Origin of the sequence: Cereibacter sediminicola, assembly GCF_007668225.1 — a bacterium.
Taxonomy (GTDB): Bacteria; Pseudomonadota; Alphaproteobacteria; order Rhodobacterales; family Rhodobacteraceae; genus Cereibacter_A; species Cereibacter_A azotoformans.
Genome location: NZ_VDEK01000025.1, coordinates 1 through 21,580 on the forward strand (window position 1 = coordinate 1; position 21,580 = coordinate 21,580).

Here is a 21,580-nt window from a genome sequence, read left to right on the forward strand (position 1 = left end):
ACCTGAGCCTCCATGGTTATGCCCAAGTGTCCGGTCGAAACGGGGGCCAGTTCACCGTCGCCATCGGGATCAAGGCCCCGGACGAGGCAGCCGCCCTCCCACGGCTCGGCCGCCCCTTGGGCCAAAGCCAGCGCCGGCGCCAGGGCAGCGCAGGCCACGATCACGCGCAGAGCCTTATGAAGCATCACACCCTCCCCAGTGCAAAACCCTTGGCGATGTAGTTTCTGACGAACCAGATCACGAGGCCGCCCGGGATCAGCGTCAGCACGCCGGCCGCCGCCAGCACGCCCCAGTCGAGGCCCGAGGCCGAGACCGTCCGCGTCATGGTGGCCGCGATGGGCTTGGCGTTCACCGAGGTCAGCGTGCGCGACAGGAGCAACTCCACCCAGCTGAACATGAAGCAGAAGAAGGCCGCCACTCCGATCCCGCTGGCGATCAGCGGCATGAAGATCTTCACGAAGAAGCGCGGGAAGGAATAGCCGTCGATATAGGCGGTCTCGTCGATCTCCTTCGGCACGCCGCGCATGAAGCCCTCGAGGATCCAGACCGCCAGCGGCACGTTGAAGAGGCAATGGGCCAGCGCCACCGCAATGTGGGTGTCGAACAGGCCCACCGACGAATAGAGCTGGAAGAAGGGCAGCGCGAAGACCGCGGGCGGCGCCATGCGGTTCGTCAGCAGCCAGAAGAACAGGTGCTTGTCGCCCATGAAGCGGTAGCGCGAGAAGGCATAGGCCGCGGGCAGGGCCACCGTGATCGAGATCGCGGTGTTCATCACCACATAGGTCAGCGAGTTCACATAGCCCATGTACCAGGCCGGATCGGTGAGGATCGTCCGGTAGTTCTGGAACGTCAGGTCATGCGGCCAGAGGGTGAAGCTGCGCGTGATCTCGGCGTTGGTCTTCAGGCTCATGTTCACGAGCCAGTAGATCGGGATCAGCAGGAACAGCAGATAGAGCACCATCACGAGGGCCGAGCCGGGGCGCTTCATGGCCGGACCTCCGTCGGGCTGCGGGCGGGGCGGGCGGTCATGGCCGGTCCTCGCGGTCGAGATTGGTCATCACGGTGTAGAACACCCACGAGATCAGCAGGATAACGAGAAAGTAGATGATCGAGAAGGCGGCGGCGGGGCCGAGGTCGAATTGCCCGATGGCCATCTTCACGAGGTCGATCGACAGGAACGTGGTCGAATTGCCGGGCCCGCCGCCTGTCACCACGAAAGGCTCGGTGTAGATCATGAAACTGTCCATGAAGCGCAAGAGCACCGCGATCAGCAGGACGCCCCGCATCTTGGGCAGCTCGATGTGGCGGAAGACGGCCCAGCGGCTCGCCTGGTCGATCTTGGCCGCCTGGTAATAGGCCTCGGGGATGGACTGGAGCCCGGCGTAGCACAGGAGCGCCACCAGCGACGTCCAGTGCCACACATCCATCACGATCACCGTGACCCAGGCGTCGAGCCAGTCGTTCGTGTAGTTGTAGTCGATCCCCATCGCCGTCAGCGTCCGGCCCAGAAGGCCGATGTCCACCCGGCCGAAGATCTGCCAGATCGTGCCCACCACGTTGAACGGGATCAGCAGCGGCATCGCCATCAGGATCAGGCAGAGGCTGGCCCAGAAGCCTTTCCTGGGCATGTTGAGGGCCACGAAGATCCCCAGCGGCACTTCGATGGCAAGGATGATCGCGGTGAACAGCACCTGCCGGCCAAGCGCCGCATGGATGCGCTCGGAGGTGATGGTCTCCTCGAACCATTCGAGCCCCGCCCAGAAGAACTCGTTGTTTCCGAACGTGTCCTGCACCGAATAGTTGACAACTGTCATCAGCGGGATGACGGCGGAGAAGGCCACCAGCAGCAGCACCGGCAGCACGAGGAACCAGGCGCGGTTGTTCCAGCTCTTGTCCATCAGGCGGCCCTTCGGTCGCCGACCGGCTGCACGCGCCAGTCGTCGGCATAGACGTTGATCTTCTCGGGGGCGAGATGCAGGAAGGCGCTCCCGGTGGTGGCGGGCCGATCCTCGGGCAGCAGCAGGTACACGGGCTGGCCGAAGGCCTCGCCGCGCAGGATCCGGTGGCGGCCCACATCCTCGACGCGGCGGATGGTGACCGGAAGGCCCGCGTCGGCGAGCGAGACGAACTCGGGCCGGATGCCGATCTGCACCCGCCCGCCGGTGGGCGGGTAGGTCGCGCCGAGCGGGACAGGGTGGCCCATGACGCGGGCCATGTCGCCCGACACCTCCGCCTCGAAGAGGTTCATGCCGGGCGAGCCGATGAAATAGCCCACGAACGTGTGGCCCGGCGTCTCGAACAGCTCTTCCGGCGTGCCGGTCTGCACCACGCGCCCCTCGTGCATCACCACCACCTTGTCGGCGAAAGTCAGCGCCTCGGTCTGATCGTGCGTGACATAGATCATCGTGTGCCCGAACTCGCGGTGCAGCCGCTTGAGCTGGGTGCGCAGCTCCCATTTCATGTGCGGGTCGATCACCGTCAGCGGCTCGTCGAAGAGGATCGCGTTCACATCCTCGCGCACCATGCCCCGGCCGAGGCTGATCTTCTGCTTGGCATCCGCGGTAAGTCCGCGGGCGCGGGTGTCGAGCGCGCCTTCCATGCCGATCATGCGGGCGATCTGGCCCACCCGCGCCTCGACATAGGCCGCATCCCGGCCGCGGTTGCGCAGCGGGAAGGCCAGGTTCTCGCGCACCGTCATCGTGTCGTACACCACGGGAAACTGGAACACCTGCGCGATGTTGCGCTCGGCGGTGGGGGCGTCGGTCACGTCGCGCTCGCCAAAGAGCACGCGGCCGCGGCTCGGGCGCAGGAGGCCCGAGATGATGTTCAGAAGCGTGGTCTTGCCGCAGCCTGAGGCGCCGAGCAGCGCATAGGCGCCCCCGTCCTGCCAGACATGGTCCATTTCCTTGAGGGCGAAATCGGCCTCGCCCCTGGGTTTCGGCAGGTAGCTGTGGGCGAGGTTGGAGAGGGTGATCCGTGCCATCCGTTTCTCCTCAGGCCGCGAGCGCATAGGCCGCAGGTGCGGCCAGCGCGCCTTCGGCATCGAACAGATAGACATGCGCCGGATCGAGCCAGACCGAGACCTCGCTGCCCGGTGCGAGCTCATGCACCCCCGGCACGAGCCCGACCCAGAGGTCCGCGCCGTGCGCCAGATGCAGGAAGGTCTCGGACCCGGTGATCTCGATGGCCGAAAGCCGGCAGGAAAAGGCCACCGCACGCCCCGAATGACGGTTGAGCGCCAGATGGTTCGCCCGAAACCCCGCGAGGTAGTGCCCGTCGGCGAGGCGGGCGAAGGCGCCTTCGGCCGGGGCATGGGCGAGATGGCCGAAGCTCAGCCGCGCGCCGGTCTTGGTGACCGGCAGGAAGTTCATCGGCGGATCGCTGAAAACCCGCGCCGTCGTCGCATCGACCGGCCGGCGATAGACCTGCGGGGTCGGGCCGAACTGCGTCACGCGCCCCTGCCAGAGCGTCGCCGTGTTGCCGCCAAGCAGCAGCGCCTCTTCGGGCTCGGTGGTGGCATAAACGAAGATCGCGCCCGAAGCCTCGAAGATCCTTGGAATTTCCAGCCGCAGCTCTTCGCGCAGCTTGTAGTCGAGGTTCGCCAGCGGCTCGTCGAGCAGCACGAGCCCCGCCCCCTTCACCAGCGCCCGTGCCAGTGCGCACCGCTGCTGCTGCCCGCCCGACAACTCCAGGGGCTTGCGCTTGAGCATGGGCGTCAGCTTGAGCATCTCGGCCACGCCGCGCACCTCGCGGTCGATCTCGGCGCGGCTGCGGCCCTGCAGGCGCAGGGGCGAGGCGATGTTCTCGTAAACGCTCATCGAGGGATAGTTGATGAACTGCTGATAGACCATCGCCACCCGACGATCCTGCACGCGCACGCCCGTCACGTCGCGCCCGTCCCAGAGGATGCGGCCCTCGGCCGGGGCGTCGAGCCCCGCCATCAGCCGCATGAGGCTGGTCTTGCCCGACAACGTGGGGCCGAGCAGCACGTTCATCGTGCCGCCCTCCAGCACGAGATCGGTGGGGTGGATGTGCACCCGCCCGCCGACCACGCGCGAAACCCCCTGGAGTTCCAGAGCCATTCTCCCCCCTGACTTCCCGCCCGGCTGCGCCGGATCTTGTTGCCGGCCGGGCCGCCCCTCCTCGAGCCGCCCGTCCGGGTGCGTCTGCCGCCGATGCGGACCCGTGGGCCCGCACCGGATCTTCAGCCTGTGCCGGCCCTGCCGGCCGCCCTGTCCTCGCCGGAGGCCTGCCGCATCCAGTCGTCCAGCGCCGCGATCTCGTCGGACGTCATCCGCAAGCCGAGCTTGCTGCGCCGCCACACGACATCCTCGGCCCGCCGGGCGTATTCGTGCCGCATCAGCCAGCGCACCTCGGCCTCTGTGAGCGTAGCACCGAAGTCCCGCCCCAGATCAAGCACGTTGCGCGCAGAACCGAGCAGATTTCGCGCGTCGGTCCCGTAGGCCCGCACCAGCCGGAGCGCCCAACGCTCGTCAAGGAAGGCAAAGTCGCGCCGCAGCCCCTCGGCCAGCGCCGGGGCGCCGTCCCACGGGAAATCCCCGCCCGGCAGGGCAACCCGCGCCGACCAGGCGCCGCGGGCTTGCGGAAAGTGCGGCGAAAGCCGCGCCATCGCGCTTTCGGCCAGCCGCCGGTAGGTGGTGATCTTGCCGCCGAAGACGCTGAGAAGCGGAGGCCCCTTGGCATCGAGCGACAGGACATAGTCGCGCGTGGCGGCCGTGGCCGACTGCGCCCCGTCGTCATAGAGAGGGCGCACGCCGGAATAGGTCCAGACGATGTCCGCGCGCGTGATCGGCTGGCGGAAGTAGTCCGAGGCGAAGGCGCAGAGATAGTCCTGCTCCTCGGGGGTGCAGCGCGCTTCGTCGGGCGCGCCGTGATGATCCTGATCGGTCGTGCCGATCAGGGTGAAATCGGTCTCGTAGGGGATGGCGAAGATGATCCGCCCGTCCTTGCCCTGAAAGAAATAGCAGCGGTCGTGGTCGAACAGCCGCCGCGTCACGATATGGCTGCCGCGGACCAGGCGGACCCCTTCGGTCGAGGGAAGCGACAGGGTCTCGCGGATGATGCGGGCGACCCACGGGCCGCCGGCGTTGACAAGGGCGCGGGCGAGATGCTGGCGCCGCCCCTCGGTGCCCTCGGTGGTGACGTGCCACACGTCGCCCTGCCGCTCGGCCGCGACCACGCGGGTCCGGGTGAGGATCGTCGCGCCGCGGTTCTCAGCGTCGCGGGCGTTCAGCACCACGAGGCGCGAGTCCTCCACCCAGCAGTCGGAATATTCCCAGCCCCGCGTGAAGCGGGGTTGCAGCGGCGCGCCGGCCGGGTCGCGCGTCAGATCGACGGGCCGGGCCGGGGGCAGGATCCTGCGCCCGCCAAGCCGGTCGTAGGTCTCGAGCGCAAGGCGGATCAGCCAGGCCGGGCGGCGTCCGCGGGTCCAGGGCATCAGCCGGCCCAGCAGCCGCGCGGTGGGCGTGTCGCCGGCAAAGCGCATCTCGGGCTGCCAGGGCAGGACGAAGCGCATGGGCCAGGAGATGTGCGGCATGGCCACGAGCAGCGTCTCGCGCTCTTCCAGCGCCTCGCGCACGAGGCGGAACTCGAAATATTCCAGATAGCGCAGCCCACCGTGGAAAAGCTTGGTCGAGGCCGAGGAGGTCGCCTGTGCCAGATCGCCCATCTCGGCGAGCGTGACGCTCAGCCCGCGGCCCGCGGCGTCGCGGGCGATCCCGCAGCCGTTGATGCCGCCACCGATGATGAAAAGATCCACCGGATCCTCTCCGGCTCGTGCGTGACCCACGCGCATGCTCCCGCTGTCGTGCAGGAAGGAAGCCCGGACTGCGGCGTTCTGTCAATAAAGATTCTCGAAAATGCGCGAAACGCGGGAAAGCGAACATCTTGCGCGGGCGGCGTGGGGCCGCCCGTGCGGGGGAGCGGCCGCCCTTGCGGGCGACCGCTGGTCCTCAGTCGGCCGGGGCCGTCGCCGGAGGGGCGGGGGCATTGTCGGCCGAGGCCGGGCTGTTGCCGCCGACGCTGCCGGCCGGCGCCGCGGCCCCGGTTTCGCCGGTGCGGCCATCCATCTGCACATCGGCGCCCTGGGGCGGATTGCCCTCGGCCACCTCATAGCCGAACCACCAGACGAGGTAGCCCAGGGCGAAGATCACCACGACGGCAATCCCGATCAGCGGTCCCCGGTGGCGACGCTTCTGCTTGTCGATGTTGTTGTCGGATGCGGACATTCGCGGCTCCTCGCGTAGGGCCGGCCGATGCGGCCGGCAATCGGGTCTCAACCGGAGGCGCCGCGCAAGGTTCCCCCGCGGCATGCGCACGTCTGCGTGCGGATCGGCAGCGGGCATGGGGTGGAGGGGGGCGCTGGAACAAGCCCGGCGGCCGCAGGTTCCCGCCCGAGGATCAGCAAGAGGAACGTCTGATGGCTCAGGAGAGACCGGACCGGACCGCGTCCGGCAGCAGCACCACGCCCGAGGCTCCGGCGGCGGGGCAGGATACCAGCGCGCGCCTTCGCGCCGACATCGACCGTGGCGCGACCGGGGACAAGGTGCCCTTCATGGACCCGGCCGCGGCGCCGCTGGGCACCGATGACGAGGCGGCGGGAACGCCGCCCAGCCCCGAGCAGATCGCCCGCGCCCGCGAGATGGAGGGGCGGATCGCGCACGCCACGGCCAACGCCTCGGCGCGTCCGCGGACGGTGGGCGAGCTGGCCGGAAACGAGACACGCCGCGGGCTTCGGCCGATCCTGATCTTCGGCGTCATCATGGTGCTGGTGGTGATCGTGGCGCTCGCCCTCTGAGACGAGGCGGGGCCGGCAGGTGTCTGCCGGCCCTCGGGTCAGTCGGGAAGGGCGTAGGCGATCACATGATCGCCCGGCTTCGTGCCCACCGAGCCATGACCGCCGGCCACCATGACGAGATACTGCCGCCCGTCCTGCTCGTAGGTCATGGGCGTGGACTGCCCGCCCGCCGGCAGGCGCGCGCGCCAGAGTTCATCGCCCGTCGTCAGGTCGTAGGCCCTGAGATAGTCATCCACCGTCGCGCCGAGGAAGACCACGCCGCCGCGGGTGATGATCGGCCCGCCGATCCCCGGCACGCCCACCTTGAAGGGCAGCGGTAGCGGAGTCATGTCCCGCACCGTGCCGTTGCGGCGCTGGTAGGCGATCTCGCCGGTGCGCAGGTCCGCCCCCGCGACGAAGCCCCACGGCGGCGCCGAGCAGGGAACCTGCAGTGGCCCGAGGAACGGGCCCATGATGACGCCGTAGGGCGCGCCCTCGTTGCGGTTGAGGCCCTGCTCGCTGGCCGTCTCGTTGGCGCCCGGCGGCGGGATCTCCGCTTCGGGGACGAGTTCGACGGTGAAGGGCAGGTAGGTCGGCATCCCGAACATGACCTGACGCTGCGGATCGACCGCAACCGAGCCCCAGTTGAAGGTGCCGAAATTGCCGGGATAGACGATGGTGCCGTTCAGCGACGGGGGAGTGTATCGGCCCTGGTAGTTCAGCCGGTGATACTGGATCCGGCAGGCGAGCTGGTCGTAGATCGTGATGCCCCACATGTCCCGCTCGCGCAGCGGATCGGGCGCGAAGCTGAGCGACGAGACGGGCTGCGTGGGGGCGAGGGTCTCCTCGGCGAGGCCACCCTCCTGCGGGGCGGGCACCTCCGATACGGGCAGAACCGGCTCGCCCGTCTCGCGGTTGAGCACATAGATGTCGCCCTGCTTGGTAGGCTGGACAAGCGCGGGCACCGTCTCGCCCTCGATTTCCAGGTCGATCAGCACGGGCTGCGCCGGCACGTCCATGTCCCACAGGTCATGGTGGACGGTCTGGAACACCCACGCCTTCTGCCCCGTCGCCACGTCCAGCGCCACGACCGACGAGGAATGTTCCTCGACCGCCTCCGACCGGCCCATCCCGAGCTGGTCGGGCACCTGGTTGCCGAGCGGGATATAGACGAGCCCCCGCTCTTCATCGACCGAGAACACGGACCAGGAGTTCGGGGAGTTCGGGGTGTAGGTCTCGCCGTTCATCCAGTCGATCGGCGCGGTGCTGTCGGGATTGCCGCTGTCCCAGTTCCACAGGAGCGCGCCGGTGTTGGCGTCAAAGGCCCGGATCACGCCCGACTGCGAGTAGATCGAGAAATTGTCGTTGACCGCGCCGCCGATGATGATGCGCCCGCCCACCGCGACAGGCGGCGAGGTCGAGTAGTAGAAACCCGCGGGCGTGTAGGGCATCCCGTGTTCGAGGTGGAGCGTCCCGTTCTCGGCGAAGAAGTCGCACAGCGCGCCCGAGTTGGCGTCGAGGGCGATCAGCCGCGCGTCGGCCGTCGGCATGTAGACACGGGCCGCGCACAGCTCGCCCTCTTCCCGGCCCGGATCGCGCCAGTAGGTGACGCCCCGGCAGGTCTGGTGCTGGCGGTCGGGCTCGAGGCCGGAATTGGCGTCGAAGCGCCACGCCTCCTTGCCGGTGGCCGCATCGAGCGCGATGGCCAGATTGTGCGGCGTGCAGATGTAGAGCCGGTTGTTCACCTTGAGCGGCGTGACCTGGTAGGTGGTTTCGGTCACGTCCTCGGGCAGCTTCACGTCGCCGGTCTGATAATGCCAGACCTGCTCGAGGTCGGCGACATTCTGGATGTTGATCTGATCGAGCGGCGAATACCGCTGGCCGTATTGCGTGCGGCCATACTGGTGCCATTCGCCCGGCGGCGCCGTCGGTCCCAGATCGGGCTCGGCGCTGACCACCTCGGTCGGAAGCGCGCCCTCGCGGCTGGCCTCGTCGCCGGTCCAGGACCAGATCGCCACCCCGATCGCCGCGATCAGCGGAAGGGCGAGCGGCAGGCCGGGCGCGGGACGGTGGTCCTCGGTCAGAAGCTGGCGGCGCATGAAGGGCAGGTAGAGCCAGATGCCCAGAACCGCGATCACGCCTCCGCGCGGGACCAGTTGCCACCAGTCGAAGCCGATCTCCCAGATCGACCAGAGAAGCGCGCCGAGGATGAGCGCGCCATAGGTCCATTCGGCAGCGGAAGAGCGCCGCTGCACCTGCCAGGCCGACAGCAGCATGACGGCGCCGGCCGCGGCGTAGAACCAGCTTCCGCCGAGGGTGGCGAGCCACACTCCCGGGATCAGGAGGCCCAGGCCCGCCAGGGCGAGGACGATGGCGGTGATCGTGACGGTCAAGTTCGGGCTCCTCCGGTGGCGGTGTCGCTGGGGCAACCGGACAGGCCCGGAATAGGTTCCTTCCATCGCACCGAAGGACGGACTGCGTGTCCCGCGGAACGCAAAAGGCGCGCAGGTTGCCCCGCGCGCCTGAAGAGTTTGTCCGTCCGGTGGATTACTCGACGGCCGTGTATTCCGGCAGCGACTCGAGTTCCTCGCGCGTCATGGGCACATAGACCCGGACGTCGCTCTGGTCTTCGTTGGTGTAGATCTGCAGATCCTCGAAGGGCAGGGCGACGTTGCGCGCGCCGATCCCGAGGAAGCCGCCCACGTCGAAGATCACCTGTTCGATCTTGCCGTCCTGGGCCACCACGAAGTCCGAGATGCTGCTGACCGACTCGTCGTTCATGGAATAGACGTCGGCATCCTGCAGGTTCTCGGCCGTCATCGGCTCGCCCGAGTAGAGCGTGAAGCCTTCCGGCACCTGCATGCCGCCGGCCATCGTGCCATCGGTGCCCATCATGCCGGTGTCGGTCGTGGTGGTGCCCGTCATGCCGGTGCCCGTGGTGTCGGTTCCGGTCATGCCGGTGCCGGTGGTGGTGTCGGTGCCGGTCATGCCGGTATCGGTATCGGTTCCGGTCATCCCGGTGCCGGTGGCGCCATCGGTCGTCGGTGCCGTCTCGGTGCCGGTCGCCGGCGGAGTCGTGGTGTCAGTGGCTGCGGGCGGAGTCGTCGCGCCTGCGTCGGGCGTCGTCGCGTCCTGAGCCAGTGCCGAATAAGCGGTGGTCGAAGCCAGAAGTGCCGAGAGGGCAATGACTTTTTTCATTGTGCGATCCTTTCGCCTTGGGAGACTAATTGGACAGAGCCGTTGAGGCCTGCTGCGGATCCAACGGGTCTCGGCGGGTATGGTTTCCCCCCACTGGCACCGATGCCGGGGGCACTCCCGTGTAGGCGGAAAATGGCCGAAATGGGCGAATACCATAAGCGGATTGCCGCGCATCAGCCCGTATCAAGCTGACGTGATGGAACAAAATTCCCGTTTTCGCGTGGGAACCGCCGGGCCGCGACCCTGTTGAGGGATGATCGGCAGCGGCGTCCCCACATCCGTCGTCTCGCCGATGTCTTCCCTTGACTCAACTCCCGCCGATCCCCCGGCGGGAGTTTTTTCTTGTCATGCTGCGGATGATTGAAAAAGCGGCACGCCAAAGGGCATGCCGCTTCAGGGGTGCGCGCGCGTGACGCGGTGTCAGAAGGATTCGACCATCTGGCAGACCTGGGTCCAGGACGTCAGCGAGACCGAGGCCGAATCGAACTCCTGCGTGCCCGGTGTCGCCGGCGAGCCCGGCGCTCCGGTGTCGGCGGTGTTGGTGGCGTTCACGCTGCCGGCGCCCGCGCCCACGGTCGCACCCTCGGCGGGCGGGTTGGTGGTTGCGCCGGTGCCCGTGGTCTGGGGCACGTCCTCGCGCAGGGCCTGCTCGACCGCCGTCACCCGCTCGTCCGAGGTGCCGGGCCCGGCGGTGGTGCCCATGTCGTCGGTGGTCGCATCACTTTCGCCGACGGTGCTGACCTTGGTGTCGGGGTGACCCGTCGTGTCATGGGTCGGCGTCGAGTCCGCCCCGGCGGCCCGCTCGCCGGTGGGCTGTCCGATCGGGCTTGCGGCGCCGCCGCTCTCCGGCTGGGTCGCGTCCGTCGGGGCGGTGGTGCCGGTGGCTGTCATGTCGGTCGCGGCGGCCCCGCCGGTGTCGGTCGTGGCGCTTGCGCCGGCATCGGCCGAGGCCGGGTCCGTGGCTCCTGCATCGTCGGCCGGCGGGGCACCGGCGCCCTGGGTGCCGAAGGCGGCGCAGTCATCCCGAACCTGCTGCTTCTGCTCTTCCGAGAGCGAGTCCCAGCTCGAGCGGATCTCGGAGCTGGTGCGCAGCGTGTTCGAGCCGCCGGGATTGAAGAACGTGTCCACGATGGGCGCGTCCCAGTCGCGTCCCATGGTGGTGCCTTGCGCGGTGGTCGTCTGCGCCGCGGCGCTGGTGGCCAGCAGCGCGGCCATACCGGCAATGGCGGGGGTGCGGAAAAGCTTCATGTTCATCCTCTCTGTCTGGTGGCGTCAGGGGGAGGGCGGCCTGCCGGCCGCCCCGCTCAGGCCTGCGTGTTGCGCGTGCCGCCGAGCGTCTCTTCGCTCAGGCCGCTGTCGGTCCCGCCGGGACCCGAGAGGCCGCTGCCCGACTGGCCGGTGGTCGCGCCGCCGAGCGTGCCCGCACCGCTGCCCGAACCGCTGCCCGAGCCGCCCATCGGATCCCGGACGCGCAGGTTGTTCTGGACATGGCGCACGCCCGACACTGAGTCGGCGCAATCTTCCGCACGGCGCTTCTCGATCTTCGAGCTGACATTCCCCGAGAGGGTGACTTCGCCACTCTCCACCGACACCTCGATGTCCGAGGCGTCCACGCGCGGGTCGTCGCTCAGGCGGTCGTTGACGTCGCCGTGGATGCGCTCGTCGGAACGCTGGTAGCCGCGCGGGCCCTTGCCGCGGTGGTCGGCCTCGCGGCGGCGGCTGGCGTCCTCATCGCCCACCCAGGACATGACCTCGTCGGCGGCGCGCTCCATGAATCCGCGCTCGCCGGCGGAATCGTGGAAGCGCGGGCCGCCACGGCCGGTGCGCTCGGTGTAGGTCTGGCCCCGCCGCTCCCATTCGCGCCCCATCTGCGGGCCGTAACCCCAGGAGCGGTCGTCGTGCGAGCCGCGCTCGGAATAGGGATCGTAGCCGCGGTCATAGTCGCGGTCGGACGCGCCGTAGCCGCCGCGCCGCTGGTCGCGGTCGCGCGGGTCGAAGCCCGCCGCGCCGAAGCCGTAGCCGCTGGCGGCATCCATCCCCGAGCCCTCGCGCCAGCGATCGCGGCCGCCGCCCTGATCCTCCTGGCCGCGGTCCTGGTAGCGGGCGTCGAACCGGTCCCGGAAGCGGTCGCGCTCGTCGCGCCCCGACCTCCAGCCGCTTCTCTGTTCGTCGCCGCGATCGTCCCGGTAGCCGCGGTGCGAGTCGTCATCGTTCCAGCCGCGCTGGCGGGGGTCGAATCTCGAATGTGCCATGTCTGATCCTCCATCGAGCCTTGCGGGCAAACAGGCACGTCTCCCGCGTTTTCAGACGGCCCATGCAACGGGCGCTTGCGGTGAAAGTTCCCGCAGGCGGCAGCTCCGCCCATCACGGAGGGGGCACGAAAACGGCATTCCCGCGCGACCGGCTTTGGCCGCACCGCCCCGCGCGCAACCGCGTCGGTCACGGCCCGGTCACCCCGCGGTGAACGAACAAGGGAACCTTCCTCGGCCGCTCTGCATTGACGGCGGGAAGGGAGAGGAAGCAGCCGCATCGCTTTCCCGGAAATAGCCAGAGGACAGCCCATGACGTCGTCAGTTCCCCGGCCACCGCCGGGCGAGAATCCCGAGCCTCTCACGGACCCGGATGTGACGCCGGGCCCGCTGCCGGCACCGGGCGAAAGCCCGGACCTGCCACCGACCGAGCCCGACCTTCCGGGCGAAGGCCCAGGCGTCCCGCCGACCGTTCCGGTCTGAACCAGCCTCTGAAGAACGTGACAAGGAGTGAGAAGTGAACAGCATCATCTATATCGTGGGCCTCGTGGTCATCGTCATCGCCATCCTGTCCTTCCTCGGCTTGCGCTGAGGCCGGATCGGCCGATGCCCGTGCGAGTGACCGGCCCGTGAATTGACGTGGGGCCGGGGACGAGTAGGCAAGTTACCAGTATCAGGTGCGAGTAACCGGGCCCTGCGATGACGCGGGGCCTTCGGCACGACCTTCCGGCGCGCGCACCACCGCAGCGGGCGCCGGCATGGCCCGCGAGGCTCCTGCGATCTAGGGCTCCTGCAGCAGCCTTTCGAGCATGGTGGAAATCGCCACCGCCGTCACGGGCTTCTCCAGCACATCCACATCCGCAAGATCCTCGGGGATGGCTTCCCGCGCCTCGCCGGTGACGAAGGCGAAGGGGATGCCGCGGACCCGCAGGGTGCGCGCCAGTCCGAAGCAGGTGCCGTCCTTGAGCCGCAGGTCGAGGAGGGCCGCATCCACCGCCTGATGCCCTACGAGACGCGCGCCCTCGGCGGCCGAGCGGGTCGGTCCCACGATCTCGAACCCCGAGGCGCGAAGCTCATCCACCATCGTCATGGCGAGCACGAGATCATCCTCGGCGAGAAGGATGCGCGGGGCGTGCGGCGTGTCGGCGAGGGGCATTGCGGAACCTCCGGTGTTGCCGGACAAGACCCGCCCGGCGCCTTGGGTTCCGTCGCGCCGGCGTCTTTGTGCGGAACCGGCGGCCGGCGCGGAACGAGGGGCGGGGGCCGCGCGTTTCCAAGGGCTTTGATCGGCAGGTCGTCATGGTGCAATTGCTTCAGGATTTTCTCGCGCAGGACCTTGTGCTGCCCATGTTCAGCAGTCTGCTGACGGGCCTCCTGATCGGGTTTGACCGGGAGATGCGCGGCAAGCCCGCAGGTCTCAGAACCCATGCCCTCGTCTGTTTCGCGGCAACCATCCTGACGCTTGCGGCGGCGCGTCAGGCGGAATGGACGGTGTCGTTCCTGGGGGACACGCAGATCGTCGCCGATCCCGCCCGCATGGCGCACGGCATCCTGACCGGCATCGGCTTTCTCGGCGCGGGCGTGATCTTCCGCGAGGGGGCCTCGGTCCACGGGCTGACCACGGCCGCCTCGCTCTGGGTCACGTCCGCCATCGGGATCGTCTATGGCGTGGGCATGTATTGGCTGGCGGTGGCCGCCACGGCCGCCACGCTGGTGGTGCTGGTGGCGCTGCGGCTGTTCTACGCGGCTCTGCCGGTGCGGACCGAGGTCCGCCTGCGGGTGACGGTGCGGCTGGGATCGCGGTTCGACGCGCGCCGCCTGACCGAGATCCTTCGGAGCGAGGGGCTCGAGGTCGGGCCGGTCAGCCGGAGCCTCAGCCGCCCCTCCGAGCGCCTGAGGCTGTCCACGGCGACCCATGCCCGGCGCGAGGCGGCGCTGGACAGGCTCGCCCGTGCGTTGACGGACGAGGAGGATGTGCTGTCCTTCGACATCATGCCGGTCGAGGATCCCGCGGGCCGGCCCTTGCCCGATCCGCTGGCCGAGCGCGACTGACCCCCGGCCTCCCGCCTCGTCACCGGCCCGGCGCGATCCCCCCGCCAAAGCGGTCGGCCTCGTCGCGGATGCACCGGATCTCCTCGGCCAGCGCCACCTCGATGCCCACGCCCGGCGCGGGCACGGCGCCCGGATCCTCCTGATTGTCCTGCATGACGCTGCGCTCCTCGAGCCAGGCCCGCAGCTCGTCGTTGTCCGCAAGCGCCACCAGCCGCGACAGCACCTTGCGCTGCGCGATCAGCCGGCCCTCGATCGTCTCTGTCGTCAACCCGGTCATGTCCCCTCCTTGGATTGCGTCACCCGTCGTTCAAGCCGGCCGATCACCGTCCGCCCGAGTGTCACGGGGCGGGCCTCGGCCAGCGGGCAGGGGCCCTCGAGCCGCTCGCGGATCGAGCGGATCGTCCAGTCTCCGGCCGAGCGGGCGCGGGCCAGTTCGTCCCATGTGACCGGGGTCGCCACCGTCGCTCCGGGCCGTGCGCGCAGGCTGTAGGGGGCGACGGCGGTCGAGCCGCGGTCGTTGCGCAGCCAGTCGATGAAGATCCGGCCCTTGCGTCCGGCCTTGGCCATCGCGGCGGTGTAGCGATCGGGCGCCTCTTGCGCGAGCAGGGTCGAGAGCGCGCGCGTGAAGAGCTTCACGCTCTCCCATTCGGCGGCGGGCTTCAGCGGCACGATCACATGCACGCCCTTGCCCCCCGACAGCATCGGGACCGCGGGCAGGCCCAGATCGTCGAGACGCGCGCGCAGCTCTTCGGCCGCCTCGCGCACGCGGGCGAAGTCGAGACCCTCGTCGGGATCGAGGTCGAAAACCATCCGGTCCGGCCGCTCGAGGCGCCGGTTGCGCGATCCCCAGATGTGGAACTCGAGCGCGCCCATCTGCGCCGCCCCGACGAGGGCCGGGACATCGGGGAGGGTGATGTAATCCTCGGGCCCGGACTTCGTCTCGACTTTCACGGTGCGGATCGACGAGGGCATGCCGCGGGTCCGGTGCTTCTGGAAGAAGCACTCGCCCGCCGCGCCGTCCGGGCAGCGCACCAGCGACACCGGCCTGTCGCGCAGGAACGGCAGCATCCGCGGGCCGAGTGCTTCGTAATGCTCGGCCACCTCGCGCTTGGTGGCGGCCGGCCGGTCGTAGATCCTGCGGTCGGGATTGCTGATGCGGATGCCGGCCACCCGCACCTCGCTGCCGGCTTGTGGCATGGGATCCTCGTTCGTCCTGTCCTTGCGCGGCGCGCGGGCCTCGCGCGCCGGCGGCTTCGGGGGGGCTGCATCCTCGGCCCGGGCGTCCTCCGGCGCCTCGAGCCGCACCTCGCGGGCGGGCTTGTCGTCGCGCAGGCCCGCGAAGACCCCGTGGCGGATGTGCCCGTCGCGGGTCAGCTCGGTGAAGGTCACCTCGGCCACCAGATCGGGGCGCAACCAGCGCGCGCCCTCGGCCCCCTCAGGGACATGGCCGAACGGAGAGGTCGCGCGCGCGCGCCCGGCCAGCAGGGGCTTCAGCTCGCGGAAGGTCCGCGCGTCAAAGCCGCTGCCGACCGCGCCCCTGTAGGTCAGGCGGCCCTTCTCGTAGCTGCCCATCACCAGCGAGGCGAAGGGGCGGCCGGGCTTGTCCGACGCCTTCCAGCCGCAGATCACGAACTCCTGCCGGAGGCCGCATTTCACCTTGAGCCAGTCGCCGTTCCGCGCGCCGGAGTAGGGGGCCTCGACCCGCTTGGAGATGATCCCCTCCTGCCCGGCGGCGCACATCCGCTCGTGCACCTCGGGCCCGTGGCCCCGGATGTGGGTCGAGTAGTGGACCGCGCCCGTCTCTCCCTCCAGAAGGCTCTCGAGCTGCGCCTTGCGCTCCAGCAGGGGCAGGCCGGTCAGATCCTCGTCATCGAGGGCCAGCAGGTCGAAGGCCATGAAGGCCAGCGCCCCCCCGGTCTTGAGGCGCGCCTGCAGTTCGGAGAAGGCGCCGCTCGCCTCTCCGGGGGCAATCACCTCGCCGTCGATCAGCGCCCGCCCGACCGCAAGACGCGCGAGGTCGGGCACCAGCGCGCCGAACTTGTCCGTCCAGTCCAGCCCCGAACGGGTATGAAGGCGCACCTGACCATCCGCGAGCGCGGCGAGGCAGCGATAGCCGTCGAACTTCGTCTCGTGCAGCCAGTCCGGCCCGTCCGGCGCGGCCGGCACGAGGCGCGCAAGCTGGAGGGGCCGGAACCGGGGCAGGGCGGCCGGCTTGCGGCGCTTGCGCGGCGCGCGCCCCTCGGCGATCTCCTCCATGCGACGGCCGCTCTCGACAGAGGTCACATGGGCCTCGACCAGCCCCTCGGGCCCCGGCCGTTCATGCGCGTCATGCTCCTTGATCAGCAGCCAGTTTTCGCCCTTCTCGCCCGCGCGCGGCTTGAGGCGGACGAGCATCCAGCCACCGCGCATCCGCTCGCCTTCGAGGCGGAACTTGAGCCGGCCCTCGCTCAGGCCCTTGTCGGCGTCGCCGAGCGCCTCCCACGTCCCGCGATCCCAGAGCATGACGGTGCCCCCGCCATATTCGCCCTTGGGAATGGTGCCCTCGAAGCCGGCATAGTCGATCGGGTGATCCTCCGTGCGGACGGCCAGGCGGCGGGCGGACGGGTCGGCCGATGGCCCGCGCGTGACGGCCCAGCTGAGCAGCACCCCGTTCCATTCCAGCCGGAAGTCCCAATGGAGGCGGCGGGCGGCGTGTTTCTGCACCACGAAGCGGAGCGCGCCCGCGCGATCCTCGGGCACCCGGCCGTCGGGCTCCGGCGTGCGGGCGAAGTCGCGCTTGGCCCGGTAGCGTTCGAGATCCTGGGGGCGCGCGGCTTCGGACATGGGACGACGGACTCCGCTGAAGGCCCTGTCCAAACGTGGCGGGGCCGTGACAGTTCCTGCGACGCGCCCTTCACCCCGCCGTCCGGCCTTCGTGTGGCCGTCAGGGTTCGTTCGGAAAATAATCGCGCAGCGGAGGAACCCGAAGCTGAGGAAGCGTGTTCCCTCGCCAGCGTGGGGCGGCTTCGGACAGGTGGAATGGGTGATTGCGACAGGGAGTGTCTGGCCGGGCCGGGGTTTCCCGCAGGGACTCGCCACCAGAACCAGAGGCCCGGCGCAAGGGAGATTGCCCATGCGTCAGCCTGAGGACCCCCTCAACCCGGACACCGCCCTGAACGCCGCGTCGATTGCGCGGGATTCATCTCGGGATGTGCTGCAGGCGGACGGAACAAAAGCCGGACAGGACTCTTGTCATGCGACAGTCACAAGACAAGAACCCGAGGCCATGTTTCCTTTCATGCAGGACAGCCAGGGTGAAGACCTGGTCAACAAACATGTCGAGGACAACCTTCGACGCACTTACTCCGTCTCGTCAGCCGAGCAGACGACGGACGATCGCTTTGCGTCGCTGCTGCGGCGCCTCTCGGAAAAACAGGTGCGGTCGGGTCAGACCTGACCTTCCCCGCATCGGCCGGGGCGGCCCCGGCGGGCCGCCTCTCGCTCAGGAATCGCCTTCATTCACGGCTTCGCGCGGTGCCAGCAGGACGGGATCCCCGACCATCTGGGACCCCAGCGCGCAGGCGAGGCGGCGGGCCAGCACCTGAATCGGCTCCGGCACCGGCTCGGCCTCGATGGCGCGCAGCAGTTCCTCGCTCAGGTCCTTCAATTCGTCCGGCCCCATGTGCGGACCTTCGTGTTCCTTTGGCTTTACCATCATCCCACCTGCCCCTGACCCGTTTTGCGCCGACCGGCCGCGAAGCGCAACGTCAAAGACGGAACCGCCCCCGCAACTCGGCGTTGATTTCCGAAAACGAAGCCGTGAAGAGCCAGGGAGCCGCCCGTGACGGACCAGACCCCCCCGCGATCGATCATACCCGATGTGGTCGAGCTGATTCCGGCGCTGCGTGCCTATGCGCGATCGCTGAGCCGGAACCAGGCGGATGCCGACGATCTCGTGCAGGAAACCCTTCTCAAGGCCATTGCGAACGTTGACAAGTTTCAGCCGGGCACACGGCTCAGGGCCTGGCTTTTCACCATTCTCCGCAACACCTTCTACACCCGGATCCGGGTCTCGGCGCGCGAGCGCACGGGGACGGCCGACTGCGTCTCGGGCGAGATGTCGGTTCAGCCGTCGCAGGAATGGACGGTGCGCGGGCGCGAGCTGATGGCCGCCATCGACCGGCTGCCCGCCCATTACCGAGAGATCCTGATCCTGGTCGTCATGCTGGGCGAGAGTTACGAGGAGGCCGCCCGGATCTGCGACTGCGCCATCGGCACCGTCAAGAGCCGCGTCAGCCGGGCCCGCCAGCTTGTCATGAACGACCTCGAGGGCGGCGGGACCTGAGCCGCCGCACCGGCGACGCGAAGGGCACCTGACGCCGGCTTTCGCCGCGGGTTCCGGCCCGGGCCCGGGTCATCGCACGACCGTCCGCAGGCTCGAACCCCCCGCCCGGTTCCCGTCGCAGCCCTGCCATCCGATCCAGGCGGAGAGCGGAGGCATGATCCGTCCCCGAGCCTCCGTCCTCACTGACGCGCGCCTCGCGTGCGCGGGGGCGGCGGCTTGAGGCCGAAGCGCGCAGCCCACGGGGCGGCGATTGCGCGCCCTTCGGGGTCGGGCTATGTGCCGTGCCACGAGGAGCAAAGGAGAACCGAGCCATGAGCCGCGCATTCGTGTTTCCCGGGCAGGGCGCCCAGACCATCGGGATGGGCCGCGCCCTCGCCGAGGCCTATCCGGCGGCCCGGGCGGTGTTCGAGGAAGTGGACGAGGCGCTTGGCGAGAAGCTCTCGGCGTTGATCTGGGAAGGCTCGATTGACGAGCTGACGCTTACGCAGAACGCCCAGCCGGCCCTGATGGCCACGTCGATGGCGGCGCTGGCGGCACTGGAGGCCGAGGGGCTTGGGATTGCCACGGCTTCGTTCGTGGCCGGCCATTCGCTCGGGGAATATTCGGCGCTGTGCGCGGCGCGGTCGCTCAAGCTGGCCGATACGACGCGGCTGCTGCGCATCCGCGGCCAGGCGATGCAGGAGGCGGTTCCGGTCGGCGTGGGGGCGATGGCGGCGCTTCTGGGTCTCGATTACGGGACGGCGGTCGAGGTGGCGCACGAGGCGGCGCAGGGCGAGGTCTGTCAGGCGGCCAATGACAACGATCCGGCGCAGGTGGTCGTCTCGGGCCACAAGGCGGCGGTCGAGCGGGCCGTCGAGATCGCCAAGGGCCGGGGCGCCAAGCGGGCCATCCTTCTGCCGGTGAGCGCACCCTTCCATTGCGCGCTGATGCAGCATGCGGCGAGCGTCATGTCCGAGGCGCTGGCGGCGGTCGTGATCGAGGCCCCGGTCTGTCCGGTCGTGGTGAACGTCCGCGCCGAGGCCGTGTCCGAGCCCGACCGGATCCGGGCGCTGCTGGTGGCGCAGGTCACGGGCGCGGTCCGCTGGCGCGAGAGCGTGATGTGGATGGAGAATGCGGGCGTGACCGAGTTCTGGGAGATCGGCGCGGGCAAGGCGCTGTCGGGGATGATCAAGCGGATCGCGAAGGGCGCTGCGACGCGCGCCATCGGGACGCCGGACGATGTGACGGCCGCCGCGGCGGTCTGACCGGGGGTGCCGCCCGCGGGGGCATCGAACCCCCGCAGGCGGCGCTGCCGCGGACGAGACCTTTGGCAGGGCCCTTGCGGCCAACCGGCGGAGGGGCGGCGCGCGCTTCAGGCGCGCGGATGGGCTCTCGCATAGACTTCCATCAGCCGCGCGCCGTCCACCGCCGTATAGACCTGCGTCGTCGAGAGCGACGCGTGCCCCAGAAGCTCCTGGATCGCGCGGAGGTCGCCCCCGGCGTTCAGCAGATGTGTGGCGAAGGAGTGGCGCAGCGCGTGGGGCGTCGCGGTCGGCGGCAGGCCGAGCGTCGCGCGGGCACGCTCCATGACCTTGGCCACGAGCCGCGGATTGAGAGCCCCTCCGCGCGCGCCCCGGAACAGCGGGCCGGAGGTGAGATCGAACGGGCAGAGGGCCGCGTAGCGGGCCACCGCCTCGCGCGCCGCAGGGATGGCGGGCACCAGCCGTTCCTTGCTGCCCTTGCCGAGGATGCGCAGCACCTCGGGCAGGGGATGGGCGGTGGCCGGCAGCCCCAACGCCTCGGAGATCCGCAGGCCGCAGCCATAGAGCAGCGTCACCACCGCAAGATCGCGCGCCCGTATCCAGTCTTCCGCGCCGTCCTCGGCCACGGTGAGGAGGAGCGCCTTCGCATCTCTCTCGGAGAGGGGGCGGGGCAGTTTGCGCCGGAACTTGGGTCCGCGCGCCGAGAGGACGGCGGTCGCGTCCACCCCCTCGCGCTCGGCCAGCCAGCCGGTGAACCGGCGCACGGCCGAGAGCGAGCGCGCCAGCGAACGGGCGCCGAGGCCGCGGGCGCGCTCGTGCGCCATCCAGGCGCGCAGGTCGGCATGGGGCACCGAGGCCAGCGCCGGCAGACCGTAGCCTTCGCCCAGATGACCGGCGAGAAAGGCGAGCCACCCCGCGACGTCCGCCGCATAGGCCCGGATCGTGTGGGGTGAGGCGCCCTCGATCACCCGCTGGTGGGTGAGCCACGCCTCGAGCGCGTCGCGCGCCGCCGGCGGGATCGCCAGGCTCACGAGAGCCAGCGGCGCATCGTCCGCTCGAACACGCCGGCGAAGAAGGCCAGGAGGTCGGTGCCCTGCGTCGGCTTGAAATGGTCGGCATCGGCCGAGCCCATGGCCAGCATCCCCGGCAGCCGCCCGCGCCCGAAGTCGAGCCGCATGAGCGCCTCGGAGGCCATGCCGGGCGAAGCCTCGCCGTAGAGCATCGTGTCCGGCAGGGTGCGCCGCAGCGTGACGGGGCGCAGCGGCACGTTGCGCCCCCCGGCCACATAGTCGGCGACGAAGCCCGGCTCGGCCACATGGAGCACCTCGCCGAGCCGCCCGAGCGCGGGATCGGCGTCGCGCTGCGCGGTCTCGAGCACGAGCCGGATGCAATCCACCCGCAGGGTCTGCGCCACCTCGGTCGAGAGGTTGAGCAGGAACTCCTCGAAACCCAGCGGATCCAGCATCTGCAGGATCGCCCGGTGGATCAGGTTGGTCCCGGCGAGGTTCTCGTAGGCCGCTGCGATGACCGAGCGATGGGTGTCCTCGAGCCGGTCCAGCCGCCCTTCGAGCCGCTCCATCGCGATGCCGCGCAGGTCGATCACATTGGCCCCCATCGCGCGCTCGTTCGCCGCGATGAGGGCCTTCATCAGGTCGCGGTCCTCGAGGATCATCTCGGGGGTCGCGATCAGCTTGTCGCGCAGGTCCTGTTCGATCATGCC

At 69.6% G+C, this 21,580-nt stretch carries 21 protein-coding genes and 1 pseudogene; 5 read left to right on the forward strand and 17 right to left on the reverse strand.

Features of this window, described 5'->3' with window-relative positions:
• The 7 genes and pseudogenes from FG154_RS14820 to FG154_RS14850 form a co-directional block, all read right to left on the reverse strand.
• Nucleotides 1-185, reverse strand: a pseudogene (locus FG154_RS14820) (hypothetical protein); the annotation flags it as partial.
• Nucleotides 185-988 (reverse strand): carbohydrate ABC transporter permease, encoded by an 804-nt coding sequence (locus tag FG154_RS14825; protein ID WP_145109518.1) that lies wholly within the window; start codon nucleotides 986-988, stop codon nucleotides 185-187. The gene FG154_RS14825 and the pseudogene FG154_RS14820, both read right to left, overlap by 1 nt.
• 37 nt (nucleotides 989-1,025) lie before the next feature.
• Nucleotides 1,026-1,898 carry a carbohydrate ABC transporter permease gene (locus tag FG154_RS14830; protein WP_145109521.1) on the reverse strand — a complete coding sequence of 291 codons (873 nt, stop codon included), beginning with the start codon at nucleotides 1,896-1,898 and terminating at the stop codon, nucleotides 1,026-1,028.
• Nucleotides 1,898-2,983, reverse strand: coding sequence for an ABC transporter ATP-binding protein (locus tag FG154_RS14835; RefSeq protein ID WP_145109524.1), 1,086 nt, complete (start codon nucleotides 2,981-2,983; stop codon nucleotides 1,898-1,900). Before FG154_RS14835 ends, FG154_RS14830 begins: the two co-directional genes overlap by 1 nt.
• A 10-nt stretch (nucleotides 2,984-2,993) precedes the next feature.
• Nucleotides 2,994-4,082 carry an ABC transporter ATP-binding protein gene (locus FG154_RS14840; protein WP_145109527.1) on the reverse strand — a complete coding sequence of 363 codons (1,089 nt, stop codon included), beginning with the start codon at nucleotides 4,080-4,082 and terminating at the stop codon, nucleotides 2,994-2,996.
• 122 nt (nucleotides 4,083-4,204) lie between these two features.
• Nucleotides 4,205-5,815, reverse strand: coding sequence for a glycerol-3-phosphate dehydrogenase (glpD, locus tag FG154_RS14845; RefSeq protein ID WP_145109530.1), 1,611 nt, complete (start codon nucleotides 5,813-5,815; stop codon nucleotides 4,205-4,207).
• 157 nt (nucleotides 5,816-5,972) lie between these two features.
• On the reverse strand, nucleotides 5,973-6,248 hold the full coding sequence (locus tag FG154_RS14850) for a hypothetical protein (RefSeq protein ID WP_145109533.1): 276 nt from the start codon (nucleotides 6,246-6,248) through the stop codon (nucleotides 5,973-5,975).
• Between the two features lie 191 nt (nucleotides 6,249-6,439).
• On the opposite strand from FG154_RS14850, the gene FG154_RS14855 reads away from it, so the two are divergent.
• Nucleotides 6,440-6,817: a hypothetical protein gene (locus FG154_RS14855; protein ID WP_145109536.1), complete on the forward strand. Its 378-nt coding sequence runs from the start codon at nucleotides 6,440-6,442 to the stop codon at nucleotides 6,815-6,817.
• 38 nt (nucleotides 6,818-6,855) lie between these two features.
• On the opposite strand, the gene FG154_RS14860 is transcribed toward FG154_RS14855, so the two are convergent.
• The 5 genes from FG154_RS14860 to FG154_RS14880 all read right to left on the reverse strand — a co-directional run bounded on the left by FG154_RS14860 (nucleotide 6,856) and on the right by FG154_RS14880 (nucleotide 13,399).
• Nucleotides 6,856-9,189, reverse strand: coding sequence for a glucose/quinate/shikimate family membrane-bound PQQ-dependent dehydrogenase (locus FG154_RS14860; protein WP_145109538.1), 2,334 nt, complete (start codon nucleotides 9,187-9,189; stop codon nucleotides 6,856-6,858).
• Between the two features lie 154 nt (nucleotides 9,190-9,343).
• Complete coding sequence (locus FG154_RS14865) at nucleotides 9,344-9,994, reverse strand: PRC-barrel domain-containing protein (RefSeq protein WP_145109541.1); 651 nt, start codon at nucleotides 9,992-9,994, stop codon at nucleotides 9,344-9,346.
• A 420-nt stretch (nucleotides 9,995-10,414) separates the two neighbouring features.
• Nucleotides 10,415-11,248 (reverse strand): hypothetical protein, encoded by an 834-nt coding sequence (locus FG154_RS14870; protein WP_246100314.1) that lies wholly within the window; start codon nucleotides 11,246-11,248, stop codon nucleotides 10,415-10,417.
• Nucleotides 11,249-11,298: 50 nt separating this feature from the next.
• Entirely contained in the window at nucleotides 11,299-12,246 is a 948-nt protein-coding gene (locus FG154_RS14875; protein WP_145109544.1) for a BON domain-containing protein, read from the reverse strand.
• Between the two features lie 778 nt (nucleotides 12,247-13,024).
• Nucleotides 13,025-13,399 carry a response regulator gene (locus FG154_RS14880; RefSeq protein ID WP_145109547.1) on the reverse strand — a complete coding sequence of 125 codons (375 nt, stop codon included), beginning with the start codon at nucleotides 13,397-13,399 and terminating at the stop codon, nucleotides 13,025-13,027.
• A gap of 143 nt (nucleotides 13,400-13,542) precedes the next feature.
• On the opposite strand from FG154_RS14880, the gene FG154_RS14885 reads away from it, so the two are divergent.
• Nucleotides 13,543-14,295 (forward strand): MgtC/SapB family protein, encoded by a 753-nt coding sequence (locus FG154_RS14885; RefSeq protein WP_101340744.1) that lies wholly within the window; start codon nucleotides 13,543-13,545, stop codon nucleotides 14,293-14,295.
• Nucleotides 14,296-14,314: 19 nt separating this feature from the next.
• Here the strand turns inward: FG154_RS14885 and FG154_RS14890 are convergent, their stop codons facing one another.
• Both FG154_RS14890 and ligD read right to left on the reverse strand, forming a co-directional pair.
• Nucleotides 14,315-14,572, reverse strand: coding sequence for a hypothetical protein (locus FG154_RS14890; RefSeq protein ID WP_145109550.1), 258 nt, complete (start codon nucleotides 14,570-14,572; stop codon nucleotides 14,315-14,317).
• Entirely contained in the window at nucleotides 14,569-17,118 is a 2,550-nt protein-coding gene (ligD, locus tag FG154_RS14895) for a DNA ligase D (RefSeq protein WP_145109553.1), read from the reverse strand. The genes FG154_RS14890 and ligD overlap by 4 nt, the downstream gene beginning before the upstream one ends.
• A 289-nt stretch (nucleotides 17,119-17,407) precedes the next feature.
• Between ligD and FG154_RS14900 the strand changes: the two genes are divergently transcribed.
• Nucleotides 17,408-17,731, forward strand: coding sequence for a hypothetical protein (locus tag FG154_RS14900; protein WP_145109556.1), 324 nt, complete (start codon nucleotides 17,408-17,410; stop codon nucleotides 17,729-17,731).
• Nucleotides 17,732-17,776: 45 nt separating this feature from the next.
• Here the strand turns inward: FG154_RS14900 and FG154_RS14905 are convergent, their stop codons facing one another.
• A complete protein-coding gene (locus tag FG154_RS14905; protein WP_246100316.1) occupies nucleotides 17,777-17,956 on the reverse strand; it encodes a hypothetical protein in 180 nt (59 codons plus the stop codon).
• A gap of 159 nt (nucleotides 17,957-18,115) precedes the next feature.
• Between FG154_RS14905 and FG154_RS14910 the strand changes: the two genes are divergently transcribed.
• The gene (locus tag FG154_RS14910) at nucleotides 18,116-18,619 is read left to right on the forward strand and encodes a sigma-70 family RNA polymerase sigma factor (RefSeq protein ID WP_145109562.1); all 504 of its coding nucleotides are present in this window, start codon (nucleotides 18,116-18,118) and stop codon (nucleotides 18,617-18,619) included.
• A gap of 311 nt (nucleotides 18,620-18,930) precedes the next feature.
• On the forward strand, nucleotides 18,931-19,863 hold the full coding sequence (gene fabD / locus FG154_RS14915) for an ACP S-malonyltransferase (RefSeq protein WP_145109563.1): 933 nt from the start codon (nucleotides 18,931-18,933) through the stop codon (nucleotides 19,861-19,863).
• Between the two features lie 107 nt (nucleotides 19,864-19,970).
• Here fabD and FG154_RS14920 read toward each other — a convergent pair whose 3' ends face one another.
• Together FG154_RS14920 and FG154_RS14925 are read right to left on the reverse strand one after the other, a co-directional pair.
• Nucleotides 19,971-20,891, reverse strand: coding sequence for a tyrosine recombinase XerC (locus tag FG154_RS14920; RefSeq protein WP_108220760.1), 921 nt, complete (start codon nucleotides 20,889-20,891; stop codon nucleotides 19,971-19,973).
• Entirely contained in the window at nucleotides 20,888-21,577 is a 690-nt protein-coding gene (locus FG154_RS14925; RefSeq protein WP_101340724.1) for a DUF484 family protein, read from the reverse strand. The genes FG154_RS14920 and FG154_RS14925 overlap by 4 nt, the downstream gene beginning before the upstream one ends.
• Nucleotides 21,578-21,580 lie beyond the last annotated feature (3 nt).